Source organism: Sanguibacter sp. Z6_81, from assembly GCF_057180625.1.
Genome location: NZ_JBXUFV010000003.1, coordinates 417613 through 431680, shown reverse-complemented (window position 1 = coordinate 431680; position 14068 = coordinate 417613). Strand labels below are relative to the sequence as shown.

The window sequence follows — 14068 nt, the reverse complement described above, 5'->3', positions numbered from 1 at the left end:
TCAGGCGTCAGCCTGCTCGGTGCTGGTCCCCTCGCCCGAGGCGTCCGCGGTCTCCTCGACGACGGCGTGCAGCGAGAGCTTCCCACGGGGGTCGACCTCACCGATCTCGACCTGGACCTTCTGGCCGATCGACAGGACGTCCTCGACGTTCTCGACACGCTTGCCACCGACGAGCTTGCGGATCTGGCTGATGTGCAGCAGTCCGTCCTTGCCCGGGGAGAGGGAGATGAACGCACCGAAGGACGTCGTCTTGACGACCGTTCCCACGAAGCGCTCACCGATCTCGGGGACGTGCGGGTTGGCGATCGCGTTGATCGCCGCGCGCGCGGCCTCGGCGGACGGGCCGTCGACCGCACCGATGTAGACGGTGCCGTCGTCCTCGATGGAGATGTCCGCGCCGGTCTCCTCCTGGATCTGGTTGATCATCTTGCCCTTCGGGCCGATGACCTCACCGATCTTGTCGATCGGGACCTGCACCGCGATGACGCGCGGGGCGTGCGGTGACATCTCGTCGGGCACGTCGATGGCCTCGTTGAGGACGTCGAGGATCGCGAAGCGGGCGTCACGCGCCTGCGTGAGCGCGCCACCGAGCACCGAGGCGGGGATGCCGTCGAGCTTGGTGTCGAGCTGGATCGCGGTGATGAACTCGCGCGTACCGGCAACCTTGAAGTCCATGTCACCGAAGGCGTCCTCAGCTCCGAGGATGTCGGTCAGGGCCGCGTAGCGCGGCTTCCCGTCGACGGTGTCGGAGATGAGTCCCATCGCGATGCCCGCGACCGGGGCGCGCAGCGGCACACCGGCGTTGAGGAGCGAGAGGGTCGAGGCGCAGACAGAGCCCATCGACGTCGAGCCGTTGGACCCGAGCGCCTCGGAGACCTGGCGGATCGCGTAGGGGAACTCCTCGCGGGACGGCAGGACGGGCATGAGAGCCCGCTCCGCCAGTGCGCCGTGGCCGATCTCGCGACGCTTGGGGCTGCCCACGCGGCCGGTCTCACCGGTCGAGTACGGCGGGAAGTTGTAGTTGTGCATGTACCGCTTGCGCGTCTCCGGGCCGAGCGAGTCGATCTGCTGCTCCATGCGGAGCATGTTGAGCGTCGTGACGCCCATGATCTGGGTCTCGCCACGCTCGAAGATCGCGGAGCCGTGGACGCGCGGGAGAACCTCGACCTCGGCGGAGAGGGTGCGGATGTCCGCGAGCCCGCGGCCGTCCATGCGGACGCCGTCGGTGAGCACGCGCTGACGCACGAGCTTCTTCGTCACGGCGCGGACCGCGGCCGACAGCTCCTTCTCGCGGCCGTCGAAGCCGTCCTGCAGCCGGCCGATCGCAGCGGCCTTGATCTCGTCGAGACGAGCCTCGCGTGCCTGCTTGTCGGCGATCGTCAGCGCCTGGGCGAGGTCGTTGGAGACCTCCGCCTCGATGGCGGCGTAGGCGTCGTCCTGGTAGTCGAGGAAGAGCGGGAACTCCTGGACAGGCTTCGCGGCCTTCGCCGCGAGCTCCGCCTGGGCCTCGCAGAGCGCCTTGAGGAACGGCTTGGCCGCCTCGAGACCCTCGGCGACGACCTCTTCGGTCGGGGCTGCGACGCCCTCGTTCTTGATGAGGTTCCACGCGTTGTCCGTCGCCTCGGCCTCGACCATCATGATCGCGACGTCGTCGCCCACGACACGGCCGGAGACGACCATGTCGAAGACGGCCCGCTCCTTGTCGGAGTACTTCGGGAACGCGACCCACTGGCCATCGACCAGCGCGATGCGCACAGCACCGATCGGGCCGGAGAAGGGCAGGCCGGAGAGCTGCGTCGACAGCGACGCGGCGTTGATCGCGAGGGTGTCGTAGGCGTCGTCCGGGTGGATGGCGAGGACGGTCACGACGACCTGGACCTCGTTGCGCAGACCCTTGACGAACGTGGGGCGCAGCGGACGGTCGATGAGGCGGCACGCGAGGATCGCCTCGGTGCTGGGACGTCCCTCGCGGCGGAAGAACGAGCCGGGGATGCGTCCCGCGGCGTACATCCGCTCCTCGACGTCCACCGTCAGCGGGAAGAAGTCGAACTGGTCCTTGGGGTGCTTGCCGACCGTCGTGGCCGACAGCAGCATGGTCTCGCCGTCGAGGTAGGCGACGGCCGATCCGGCGGCCTGGCGCGCGAGGCGCCCGGTCTCGAAGCGGACGGTGCGGGTGCCGAAGCGCCCGTTGTCGATCACTGCTTCGGTGAATTCAATCTCGGGACCCTCCACGGGTGCCCTCCGTTTCTCAAAGGGTCCGCGTCCATCACCTGACGGTCTTCGATCGAGGTCCACGGACTGGTGCAGCGTCTGCGCTGCTTCCGTGAGCCACTACCGAGGACCGGACGAGGGCGACGAGCGGACCGGTGCTGTGCTGGGTTGTGCAGGACGTTCAGTGAGACTGAACCAGCCCGGACCCACGAGGGATCCGGGCTGGTAGGAGCATCCTCAGCGACGAAGGCCGAGGCGCTCGATGAGGCTGCGGTAGCGGTTGATGTCGACCTTCTGCAGGTAACCCAGGAGGCGACGGCGCTTACCGACGAGGAGGAGCAGACCACGACGGCTGTGGTGGTCGTGCTTGTGCTCCTTGAGGTGCTCGGTCAGGTCCTTGATGCGCTGCGTGAGCATCGCGATCTGGACCTCGGGTGAACCAGTGTCGCCCTCGGTGGTGGCGTACTCGGTCATGATCTGCTGCTTCGTGGCAGTGTCGAGGGGCACGGCTCTCCTTGTGTCAGTCGTTGCGCGGCGCTCCGGGGCATGTCCACCCGAGCTCTCTGTGTCCGCGGCCGTTCAGACGGCGGTGTAAGTCTAGCAGGGTTCCGCGGGCGTCCCGGGTCCGCTCGTCGGCTCCCCCACGCTGCTGACGATCGCCAGCGCTACGGCGGACGCGCCGGTCTGCAGGGCGACGACCGTCCAGGACGACGCGCCGTTCACGAGTGCGACCCCGAGCGGGATACCGCAGAGCATGGCGACGTCAGGGCCACGCGTGATGAGCGACAACGCACCGGTCGGGACCGCGCCTGCCGGGGTCGCCAGCAGCGGACCGGACCAGTCCGGGGCCACCCGGTAGGCGCTGCGCACCGCCGCGGCGCCGAACGTGGGTGCCGCGGCGGCGATCAGAAGGATCCATCGGGGGTCCGTGAGCACCGGCGTGAGGCCCACAGCGAGACAGGCTGCCGCGCACAACCCCGGGAGAATGATGCGGGAGAGGCGTGTGCGTCGCGCTGAGAGCGGCAGGAGGCCGTCGAGCGCGGGGACCATGTCCGCGACGCGCGCACCCTCGGCACCGGCGCTGGCAGCGGAGAGCGCCACCAGCAGGACGATCCCGACGAGCGCGAGACCACCGTCGATCGCCGGGACCTGCTGCGCGAGGAGGATGACGGCGCCGAGCCCGAGCGCCCGCGCCGCCGCGCGGGGACGACGGCTCAGGAGGACGAGATCGGCGACGAGCAGGGCCGACACAGGTCCCCGGACGGTCGTCAGGCGACGACTGCGGAACGTCGTGCGTTCTCCGACGGCGTCCGACAGCACCCGTGCCATGCTCTGGACGTCGAGCGAGAGGAAGGCCACCGAGACCTGCTCGGTCACCGCGCTGCGAGCGCGGAGCACGGCACTGCCGACGAGGTCCAGGCGTCGCCACCAGGGGACGAGCAGCGCGAGCGAGCACACGAGTGCTGCGCCGACGAGGAGCGGCTCGACGGTCAACGGGACCGAGGGCGCGTCGCCCGAGAGCATGAGGACGACGCCGGTGACGGGCAGGACCCCCAGAGCGACGTCACTGCAGCGCGCCAGATGCTCGACCGACCGGGCCGCTGGCTGAGCGAGCCCGGCGAGGGCGACGACGACCGCACCGCTCGTCGCCCCGAGGAGCGCGGCAGTGAGGACGTCCGCCACGCCCGTCATCCGATCGACGACGACGAACGCTGCTGCACCGCCGACCGTCCACGTCGCGGTCACCCGCCCGAAGCTCGCGGCGAGCAGCCCGTGGCGATCGACCGGCATGGCCAGCCACCAGGATGCGCCCGCGGACGACACACCCACGGGTCCCGTGCGCACCGCGCCACCGAGAGCGGCCGCGACGAGCGCGAGCATCCCGATGAGGCCTACGGTCTCCGCCGGCAGGTTGCCGTGCGTCGCTGTGTCCGTCGTCAGGGTCCCCCGCACCACGTCGGCGATGCCGATCACGAGGCCGATGGAGATCGCTATCGACACCACCGCGTAGCTGATGCTGATGAGCAGCTCACCCGGTCCGGCATCGGCACGGGCGGAGGCCGCCCGCGCCGTCAGCTGGCGGACCTCGCGTCCGGTGAGCTGCTCCTGCGGGTCGTGCGTCGGGCGCTGCAACGTCATGCGCCGCCCTCGAGCGCCTCGAGCGCTGCCGAGTTGCCGAGCCGTCGACACACGTCGTCCGCGACGTGCAGGGCCTCGGCACCGGTCGCTCCGAGGAGCGTCGGGTCGTGCGTCGCGAAGATCACGGCGACTCCCGCGGACGCCTCCTCGACGAGCATCTGAGCGAGGGTGCCACGCATCCGGACGTCGAGACGTTGCTCCGGTTCGTCGAGCACCAGCAGCTGACGCGGCCTGACGAACCCGGCTGCCAGGAGCAGCCGTCGCCGCTGACCCGACGAGAGTGTCTGGGGGACCACGTCCCGCTGCTCAGCGATACCGAACTGGTCCAGCAGGTCATCGACGAGCGCACCCGCCGCGGGCACGCCATGACCACGAGCAGTGAGCACGAGATGCTCTCGCACGGTGAGCCCTGGGAAGTACGCGTCCGCGTCGAGCACGCCAGCAACCGCCGCCCGGAACTCGCGCTCGCGCTCGTCCACGGGACGACCGAGCACCTCGACGTCCCCACCGAGCGGCTCGAGCGTGCCGAGGAACGATCTCAGGACGGTCGACTTGCCGCTGCCGTTGGGTCCGATCACGGCGACGAGCTCCCCCGGCGCGACCTCGAGGTCGACGGGCGCACAGACGCGGGTCGACCCGTACCCCACGAGCAACCCCCGGGCGCGCAACGCCAGGTCCACCGGCGTCACGCGGGGGATCTCCCGGAGGGATCGGTGGCGGTGGCCACACCGAGCACCTCGCGTGCCTGCGCGACGTCGATGTGCATCTGCGCGACGAGCGGCTCGAGCCCGTCGAACCGCAGTGTCGGGCGCAACCGCTCGACGAACTCGAGGACGATCTCCTCGCCGTACAGGTCGAGGTCGGTCCGGTCCAGCACATACGCCTCGACCCGGCGCTCGACGCCGTCGAACGTCGGGTTGGTGCCGATGGAGATCGCCACCGGCAGCACCCCGTCGTCTGCGCCGGCTGCGAGGACGGCGGGCCGACGCATCCACCCGGCATAGACACCGTCCCCCGGGACCATGCCCACGGCGTCCTGGCTGAGGTTCGCCGTCGGGAAGCCCAGCTCGCGGCCCCGGGCATCCCCGTGCACGACGACGCCCCGCAGGGAGTGGTCGCGTCCGAGGATCTCCGCCGCTGCGCGCACGTCACCCGACGCAAGGAGACCGCGGACGGCCGTCGACGACCATCGCGCGTCCCCGGCACGGCCGAGGTCCTCGATGACCTCGACATCGAAGCCGTAGACGTCTCCGAGCTCCCGCATCGTCTCGAGAGACCCTGAGTTGTCGACACCGAACCGCACGTCGCGTCCGACGACGACCGTGGTGGCGTGGAGCGCCTCGACGAGGTGCCGGACGACGAACTCCTCCGGCGTCTGACGCGCGAGCTCGAGCGTGTACTCGAGGACGAGGACGGCGTCGAGACCCGTCTGCGCCAGCAGCTCGAGCCTGTCCGCGATCCCGGACAGGAGCGGGGGCGCCTCGTCAGGACGGTGCACCTGCGCGGGGTGCGGGTCGAACGTCACCGCCACCGCGCAGGCGCCCGTGGCGCGCGCTCGCTCGACGATCGTCGACAGCACGAGGGCATGCCCTCGGTGCACGCCGTCGAAGTTCCCGAGGGTCACGACCGAGGGGCCGTAGCCTTCCGGCACCTCGCCCAGACCACTCCAGTGCTGCACACCTACTCCTACCGAACGATGTCGCGGCCGCTCGCCGCAGGGTCAAGACTGCCACGGGGCGTCCGGGCAGAGAGAATCAGGACGGCTGCCCCGCGGACTCCCGTACGACGCCCGGGTCCCGGGGCGCGGGCTCGCGGCTCACGCCGGGGCGAACACGAGCACAGGGCGCGCGTCCTTCCCGGTCTCCCGGACGAGCGCGATGAGCTCGCCACCGGGCGCGACCGCTGCGACGAGCGCGCCCTCTGGCCCGCCACCGGTGACGAGACGCTTGCCGTGGCCGAGGTCACGCACCTCGTCCTCCGTCACCTGCCGGACGTCGAATCTCGCGCGTGCGGCGTCGACCAGCGGCATGACCGAGAGCCTGCCGTCCGCGTCGACCTGCTCGGCCATCTGGTCGAGCGTCGCGGCATGGTCGAGGAGGTATCCACCGACCCGCGTGCGGCGCAGCATCGTCAGGTGGCCTCCGCACCCGAGGGCGTCGCCGAGATCGCGAGCGAGCGCCCGGACATAGGTACCCGACGAGCACACCACGGTCACGTCGAGATCGAGCACCACCGTGCCCGCATCGTCGTCCGCGTGGCGCTCGTGGACAGCGTCGATGTCGAACCGGGAGACCGTGACGGAACGCGCCGCGAGCTCCACGGTCTCCCCCGCGCGTACGCGCGCATATGCCCGTCGCCCGTCGACCTTGATCGCACTGACGGCGCTGGGGACCTGCTGGATCGACCCGGTGAGCGCGGCCACGGACCGGACGAGCGCGTCGCGGTCCACGCCCTGCGCACCTCGAGCGACGACGACCTCGCCCTCGGCGTCGTCGGTCGTCGTGCTCTGACCGAGGCGGATCGTCGCGCGGTACTCCTTGTCCTCGCCGACGACATAGGTGAGGAGCTTCGTCGCACGGCCGATGCCCAGCACGAGGACACCCGTCGCCATGGGGTCGAGCGTCCCCGCGTGCCCGACCTTGCGCGTCGCGGCGAGCCGGCGCACGCGCCCGACGACGTCGTGGCTCGTCCACCCCTGGGGCTTGTCGACGATGACGAATCCGTCGGGCGCGGTGGGACGGTCACAGTCCGGCCGCGGGCCTGCTGCGTCAGGCCGGGTCACCGCTCGTTGTCACCGCTGTCAGCGGTCTCGCGGCTCTCGACGTCCGTCTCGTCGTCCGTGTCAACGACGGGCTTGCGGTACGGGTCCTCGTCGCCGGCATAGCGGGCGTTGGCCCGGAGCTCGGCGAGCTCCTTGTCCCGGCGCGCGGCGTCGAGCAGTGCGGCATCGAAGCTCGCGGCGTTCTCCGGGACCGAGTCGAGGAAGAACTCGATCGTCGGCGTGAGGCGGATCCCGGTCTGCTTGCCGACCTCGGACCGGATGACGCCGCGGGCGCTGGCGAGCGCGGCCGCGGTACCGGCCCGGGCTTCCTCGTCGCCGAGCACCGTGTAGAACACCGACGCGTTCTGCAGGTCTCCCGTCACGCGGACGTCCGTCACGGTGACGAAGCCCAGACGCGGGTCCTTGATCTTCGTGTCGAGCATCTGCGCGACGATGACCTGGATGCGCTCAGCGAGCTTGCGGGCCCTCGGGTGGTCGACCATGTCAGTTCCTTCCTGGACCTGGTGGAGGTGTGGGAGAGCCCGCGGGGCGGGGAGGAGACTCCTCTCCTCCCCGCCCCGCGGGCTCGTGGCGGGCGCCCCGCCACGGGTGGTGCTCAGGAGCGCGGCTTCTCGCGCATCTCGAACGTCTCGATCACGTCGTCGACCCGCAGGTCGTTGAACGACCCGAGACCGATACCGCACTCGTAGCCCTCACGGACCTCGGTCGCGTCGTCCTTGAACCGCTTGAGCGACTCGACGGTGAGGTTGTCCTGCACGACGGCACCGCCACGCAGCACACGAGCCTTCGTGTTGCGACGGATCGTGCCGGACCGCACGAGGCAACCCGCGATGTTCCCGAACTTCGAGGAGCGGAAGATCTCGCGGACCTCCGCGGTGCCCAGCTGGGCCTCCTCGTACTCGGGCTTGAGCATGCCCTTGAGCGCAGCCTCGACGTCGTCGATCGCCTGGTAGATGACGGAGTAGAACTTGATGTCCACTCCCTCGCGGTCAGCCAGCTCGGCCACCCGCTCACCCGTCTTGACGTTGAACCCGATGATCACGGCGTTGTCCACCGTGGCGAGGTTGACGTCGTTCTGCGTGATCGCGCCGACGCCGCGGTGGATGACGCGCAGCTCGACCTCGTCGCCGACGTCGATCTTGAGCAGCGCGTCCTCGAGTGCCTCGACAGCACCGGACACGTCGCCCTTGAGGACGAGGTTGAGGGTCTCGACCTTGCCCTGCTGAAGGGCCTGGGTGAAGTCCTCGAGGCTGATGCGCTTGCGGCGCTTGGCCAGGAGGGCAGCACGCTCGGCCGCCTCACGCTTCTCGGCGATCTGGCGAGCAGTGCGGTCGTCGGGCGCCACGAGGAACGTGTCCCCGGCACGCGGCACCGATGTCAGACCGAGCACCATGACCGGGCGGGCCGGCGTCGCCGCCTCGACGGGCACACCGTGCTCGTCGAACATCGCACGGACACGTCCGTACGCCGTACCGGCCACGATCGAGTCACCGACGTGCAGGGTCCCGGACTGGACGAGGACGGTCGCTACCGCACCGCGCCCCTTGTCGAGGTTCGCCTCGATGGCGACACCGCGAGCGTCCTTGTTCGGGTTGGCCCGCAGGTCGAGCGAGGCGTCAGCCGTGAGGAGCACCGCACCGAGCAGCTCGTCGATGTTCAGCCCCTGGCGTGCAGAGACGTTGACGAACATCGTGTCGCCGCCGTACTCCTCCGCGACGAGGTTGTACTCCGTGAGCTGCTGGCGCACCTTGTCGGGGTTCGCGCCTTCCTTGTCGATCTTGTTCACCGCCACGACGATCGGCACGTTGGCCGCCTGTGCGTGGTTGAGCGCCTCGATCGTCTGGGGCATGACGCCGTCGTCCGCAGCGACCACGAGGATCGCGATGTCGGTGACCTGGGCACCACGAGCACGCATTGCCGTGAAGGCCTCGTGACCCGGGGTGTCGATGAAGGTCAGCGCACGGTCGACGCCCTCGTGCTCGTGGTGCACCTGGTAGGCACCGATGTGCTGCGTGATGCCACCGGCCTCCCCGGAGACGACGTCAGTCTGGCGGATCGCGTCGAGCAGGCGGGTCTTTCCGTGGTCGACGTGACCCATGACGGTGACGACGGGCGGACGTGCCTCGAGCTCCTCGTCGCCCTCCTCGGCCAGCTCGGCCTCGAGGTCGATGTCGAAGCCACCGAGCAGCTCGCGGTCTTCCTCCTCGGCCGACACCATCTCGATGACGTAGCCGAGCTCCGCGGCCAGCGTGCCGAACGTGTCCTCGTCGAGGGACTGGGTCGCGGTCGCCATCTCACCGAGGTGGAACAGCACGGTGACCAGGCTCGCGGGGTTCGCGTCGATCTTGTCGGCGAGGTCGTTGAGCGACGAGCCGTGGCGCAGCCGCACGACGGTGCTGCCGTTCCCGCGGGGCACCTGGACGCCACCGAGCGACGGCGCCTGCATCTGCTCGAACTCCTGGCGCTTCGCGCGCTTCGACTTCCGTCCACGGACGGGACGGCCGCCTGCGCGACCGAACGCGCCCTGCGTGCTTCCACGACCCGCGCCACCCGGACGGCCACCACCGCCGGGACGACCAGCGAAACCGCCGCCCGTCCCCGGCGCACCGCCACCACCGGGAGCACCGCCACCGGGACGGCCGGCGAAGCCGCCGCGTGCGCCGCCACCACCGCCTCCTGGGCGTCCGGCGCCCGCAGGCGCTCGGTCACCCGGACGAGGAGCAGCACTCCGACCGGGCATCATGCCCGGGTTGGGGCGCGGACCGCCGGGACGCGGAGCAGCGGGGCGAGGCCCGCCGGGCCGCTCGGACGTGTTGCCCTGAGCCGCCGCGGGGTTGACGTTCTCCGTGCGCTCGGGACGCTGTCCCGGTCGCGGCATCCCCTGGCTCGTGGCGAAGGGGTTGTTCCCGGGACGCGGCGCGCCGGAGCGCGGCATCCCCTGGCTCGTGGCGAACGGGTTGTTCCCGGGACGCGGCGCGCCCGTGCGCGGTGCGCCGGACCCCTGACCGGGGGCCTTGGGGGCGCGCTGAGCGTCCGCAGCAGGCGGAGCCTTGGGGGTCGGCGCGCTCGGCCGGGGGCCAGCGGGCGCCGGTGCGGCGGGTGTGGGGGTTGCCTCAGGTTCTGCGGAGGCAGCGGGCGCTGCTGCGGGAGCAGCTTGCGCTGGCGCGTCCGCGGTCGGCTGCGTGGGAGCCGGCTCTGCGGGGGGCGCCGGCGCGGGAGACGCCTGCGCGGGGACCTGCTCGGCGGGCGCCGTCTCGGCGGGCTGCGCGGACCGCGGCGCGGCAGGCTTGCGCGCAGCCGGCTTCGCGGGCGCACTCTCTGCCGCCGGGGCCGGGAACGCGTCCCGGAGCTTGCGAACCACGGGGGGCTCGATGGTTGATGATGCTGACCTGACGAACTCACCGAGCTCGGTCAGCTTGGTCATGATGGTCTTGCTTTCCACCCCGAGCTCTTTTGCGAGCTCGTAGACGCGGACCTTAGCCACAACTCTCCTGTCTTGGTCCACCCAAGGCAGGGAGGACCGTCGTTAGTACTGGGAACTCATCGCTGAGTACTCATCGGGCGCCCATCGGCTTCGAACCCGCTTCCTTGTCGACGTGTCGTGCTGACGCGGGGCACGGACCCCAACGCTTCCTTCATCTGATCCGGATCGACGACCACTGCCGAGCGCAGCGCACGCGGAAACGCCTTGCGACGTACCGCGAGCTCTGCACAGACGGTCCGGGGATGGAGCCAGGCTCCACGCCCCGGGAGGGAGCGATCCAGGTCCGCCAGCAGGACGAGCGGCGAGCCGTCGTCCCCCGAAGACCGGTCTATCACGAACCGGACCAGAGATTCCTGGCAATCACGACCTCGACACCCCACGCATGTCCGCACCGGTCCGACACGCCCCTCGCAGACAGCGGAGGCATCGTTGGACGACAGGGGAACAGGCGCAGACTCTCGCAGTCGCGACCCAGACTCCACTACTCTACCGCGCCCGCCCACAGATCGGGACCTATTCCGCTCCGGGAGATGTCGCGGAGTCGTCGTCGGGCGCGCCACCGTCCGACCTGATGTCGATCCGCCATCCGGTGAGCTTGGCGGCCAGACGGGCATTCTGGCCCTCCTTGCCGATCGCCAGCGAGAGCTGGAAGTCCGGGACGACCACACGAGCCGCCCGGGCATCCGGGTCCACGATCGTGACGGAGCTGACGTTCGCGGGTGACAGAGCGCTGGCCACGAACCGCGCCGGGTCGTCGCTGAAGTCGACGATGTCGATCTTCTCGCCGTGCAGCTCCGCCATCACGGCACGGACGCGCTGGCCCATCGGGCCGATGCAGGCACCCTTGGCGTTGAGACCCGACACCCGGGCACGGACAGCCATCTTCGTGCGGTGCCCTGCCTCGCGAGCGATCGCCATGATCTCGACGGACCCGTCGGCGACCTCGGGCACCTCGAGCTCGAAGAGCTTCCGGACGAGGTTCGGGTGGGTACGGCTCAAGGTGATCGACGGCCCCTTCATCCCACGGGACACGTCGAGCACGTACGCGCGCAGGCGCTCACCATGGACGTACCGCTCCGTCGGCACCTGCTCGTGCGCTCCGAGCACCGCCTCGGTGCCCCCGATGTCCACGAGGACGTTGCGCGGGTCGTGGCCCTGCTGGATGACGCCGGCGATGACCTCGCCCTCCTTCCCACGGAACTGCCCGAGGATCTGGTCGTCCTCGGCGTCCCGCAGGCGCTGCAGGATGACCTGGCGTGCCGTCGAGGTGGCGATCCGCCCGAAGTTGCTCGGCGTGTCGTCGAACTCCGGCCCGAACGAACGCACCACCGGCGCCGGGGCCTCCTCGCCGTCAGCCGCGGGCAGCGCCTCGCCCTCCGTCTCGATCTCCTCGCGGGCCCACACGGTCACGTGGCCGGAACGCCGGTCCACCTCGACGCGTGCCGTCCGGTGCGCGTCCGGCGTGCGCTGGTACGCGAGCGCAAGGGCCTGCTCGATGGCGGAGACGAGCACGTCGAGACTGATGTCCTTCTCGCGCTCGAGCATCCGCAGGACGGTCATGTCGATGTCCATGTCAGGCCTCTTCGTCTGTGTCGTCGGGCGAGAGCGGGACGAACGCGTCCTCGTCGAGCTCTGCGGCACGCTTGAGCTCGACCTCGACGCGACCGCTCCGGATCGCGCCAGCATCGATCCGGCGCCCGCCCGGGTCCAGCACGACCGTCTGCCCGTCGACCTCGACGATGCGGCCGGTGACCGTCGACCGGTCCTCGAGGTCCAGCGTGACGAGCCGGGTGCGGGCGCGCTTGAGGTGCCGCAGCTCGGTCAGCGGCCGGCTGGTCCCTGGCGTGGACACCTCGAGGGTGTAGACGCCGGGCACCGTGCCCCGCTCGTCGAGCGTGTCCGAGATGACGCGGGACACCTCGGCCACCCGGTCGAGACCCAGCGACCCTGTCTCGTCCTCGGGGAGGTCGAGCGTGATCCGGACGACGGTCTTCGAACCGGCCGGCGCGACCTTCACGTCCTCGAGGAACAGCCCGGCGTCCTCGACGGCCGGGCGCACCGCACTCGCCACCTGGTCCGCGGTGATTGCTGCCATCACTTCACTCCTGTCGGGTCCACAGCCCACCGGGCATGGATGAGACCGGTGTGCAGTTGTTTCTGCACGCAGTCTACCGAGTGCAGAGCCGTCGGCCGTCCCCTCGCCTCGTCGAGCCGTCCTGCGCCCCGCGAGGGATCCGTGCCCACCCCGGGGCGTCTCGGGTGGACCGCGTCGGACCCACGGGAACCGCGCCACGTGGCATCATCGGGGACGATGAACCTTCCCCGCGTGCCCGCCCGGTCTGCTGCCGCGCCCACAGGTCCCGGCGCCAGCACCCGCCGCCGCGTGCTCGCGGCGGGGATGAGCGCCCTCGTCGCGCTCCTCGGCGTCTCGGGGTGCGGTCTGCGGCTCGAGACCCCGGCGCCGTCCGCCCTCGTGCTCGACGCCGACGAGGTCTCCCGCCAGGCGATGGTCGCGGACGTCGTCGCGGTCCGGGACGCCGCGACCCAGGCGCGACTCCCGCTCGCCGCCGAGGACCCCTCCGCCGGCGCGCTCGACCAGGTCCTGCTGCTCGCGGACCAGCACCTGACGGTTCTCGGCGGCGCGTCCGACGTCGCGGACGGCGCAGGAGCCGATCCCGCAGACAGCGCGCTTCCCGCGGACGGTCACACGTCGCTCGAGCCCGGCACCGTGACCAACGACACCGGCGACGTCGACCCGTCCGGCACCTCCACGCCTCCCCCGCAGGACGCCCCGTCCGAGCCCGCTGACGCCGCCGCGGTCGTGGGCCTCCTCACCCAGTCGTCGGCCCGCGCCCGCGGGTCCCTCGCGACACCGCTCGACGGGGGCCTCGCCCGCCTGTACGCGTCGATCGCCGCGTCCCAGCTCGAGAGCGCGCGGGACCTCGCGGCATCGACAGGCGTCGAGTTCATGGTGCCCGAGACGTTCACGACGCAGGAGCCGGCGACCCTCCCGCTCGACGTCGGGCTCGAGGAGCTCGCCGTGCTCGTCCGGAGCGAAGACTCCGCGGGCTACGCCCACGAGGTCGTCGCCGCCTGGTCGTCCGACGCCGTGCGGGGGCTCGCCATCACCCGCGCCAGCACGCACCGGGACCGTGGCCAGGCGTGGGCCACGCTGGCCTCACTCGACGGGACCACGCGCGATCCCCGGCGGGCCGCGTACCAGCTACCCGTGACCGCCGTGTCCACCCCCGACGGTGCCGCCGCCCTCGCGCGGTCGGTCGAAGACACCCTCACGACGACCTACGCGACTCTCGTCGGGCGGGTCGATGCCGCGAACCGGGCCCCCATGCTCGACCTCCTCGTCGACAGCTACGCCGCAGCGCGGGCATGGGGATCGCCCGTCCTCGCGTTCCCCGGCCTGCCTGAGCAGGCCCCGCAGGGGTAACGCGCTA

The 14068-nt window shown here is 70.9% G+C and carries 12 protein-coding genes; 1 reads left to right on the top strand and 11 read right to left on the bottom strand.

The annotated features are described in order from the left end of the window. From AC2AXK_RS10400 to AC2AXK_RS10350, 11 genes are all read right to left on the bottom strand, one after another. Positions 1-2232, bottom strand: a complete 2232-nt coding sequence (locus AC2AXK_RS10400; protein WP_484345293.1) for a polyribonucleotide nucleotidyltransferase — start codon at positions 2230-2232, stop codon at positions 1-3. Positions 2233-2448: 216 nt separating this feature from the next. After that, complete coding sequence (rpsO, locus tag AC2AXK_RS10395) at positions 2449-2718, bottom strand: 30S ribosomal protein S15 (RefSeq protein ID WP_484345292.1); 270 nt, start codon at positions 2716-2718, stop codon at positions 2449-2451. A gap of 90 nt (positions 2719-2808) precedes the next feature. Beyond that, positions 2809-4350 (bottom strand): DUF6297 family protein, encoded by a 1542-nt coding sequence (locus AC2AXK_RS10390; RefSeq protein WP_484345291.1) that lies wholly within the window; start codon positions 4348-4350, stop codon positions 2809-2811. Further along, on the bottom strand, positions 4347-5039 hold the full coding sequence (locus AC2AXK_RS10385) for an ABC transporter ATP-binding protein (protein WP_484345290.1): 693 nt from the start codon (positions 5037-5039) through the stop codon (positions 4347-4349). The genes AC2AXK_RS10390 and AC2AXK_RS10385 overlap by 4 nt, the downstream gene beginning before the upstream one ends. After that, on the bottom strand, positions 5036-6028 hold the full coding sequence (locus tag AC2AXK_RS10380; protein ID WP_484345289.1) for a bifunctional riboflavin kinase/FAD synthetase: 993 nt from the start codon (positions 6026-6028) through the stop codon (positions 5036-5038). Before AC2AXK_RS10380 ends, AC2AXK_RS10385 begins: the two co-directional genes overlap by 4 nt. 138 nt (positions 6029-6166) lie before the next feature. Next, positions 6167-7132, bottom strand: a complete 966-nt coding sequence (gene truB, locus AC2AXK_RS10375; RefSeq protein ID WP_484345288.1) for a tRNA pseudouridine(55) synthase TruB — start codon at positions 7130-7132, stop codon at positions 6167-6169. After that, positions 7129-7614: a 30S ribosome-binding factor RbfA gene (gene rbfA, locus AC2AXK_RS10370; RefSeq protein ID WP_484345287.1), complete on the bottom strand. Its 486-nt coding sequence runs from the start codon at positions 7612-7614 to the stop codon at positions 7129-7131. Before rbfA ends, truB begins: the two co-directional genes overlap by 4 nt. Before the next feature lie 113 nt (positions 7615-7727). Beyond that, positions 7728-10616 carry a translation initiation factor IF-2 gene (infB, locus tag AC2AXK_RS10365; RefSeq protein WP_484345286.1) on the bottom strand — a complete coding sequence of 963 codons (2889 nt, stop codon included), beginning with the start codon at positions 10614-10616 and terminating at the stop codon, positions 7728-7730. A gap of 56 nt (positions 10617-10672) precedes the next feature. Further along, on the bottom strand, positions 10673-11230 hold the full coding sequence (locus AC2AXK_RS10360) for a YlxR family protein (RefSeq protein WP_484345285.1): 558 nt from the start codon (positions 11228-11230) through the stop codon (positions 10673-10675). Then, positions 11130-12188: a transcription termination factor NusA gene (gene nusA, locus AC2AXK_RS10355; RefSeq protein WP_484345284.1), complete on the bottom strand. Its 1059-nt coding sequence runs from the start codon at positions 12186-12188 to the stop codon at positions 11130-11132. Before nusA ends, AC2AXK_RS10360 begins: the two co-directional genes overlap by 101 nt. A gap of 1 nt (position 12189) precedes the next feature. Next, the gene (locus AC2AXK_RS10350) at positions 12190-12711 is read right to left on the bottom strand and encodes a ribosome maturation factor RimP (RefSeq protein WP_484345283.1); all 522 of its coding nucleotides are present in this window, start codon (positions 12709-12711) and stop codon (positions 12190-12192) included. A gap of 216 nt (positions 12712-12927) precedes the next feature. On the opposite strand from AC2AXK_RS10350, the gene AC2AXK_RS10345 reads away from it, so the two are divergent. Further along, complete coding sequence (locus AC2AXK_RS10345) at positions 12928-14061, top strand: DUF4439 domain-containing protein (RefSeq protein ID WP_484345282.1); 1134 nt, start codon at positions 12928-12930, stop codon at positions 14059-14061. The last annotated feature ends 7 nt before the right edge of the window (positions 14062-14068 follow it).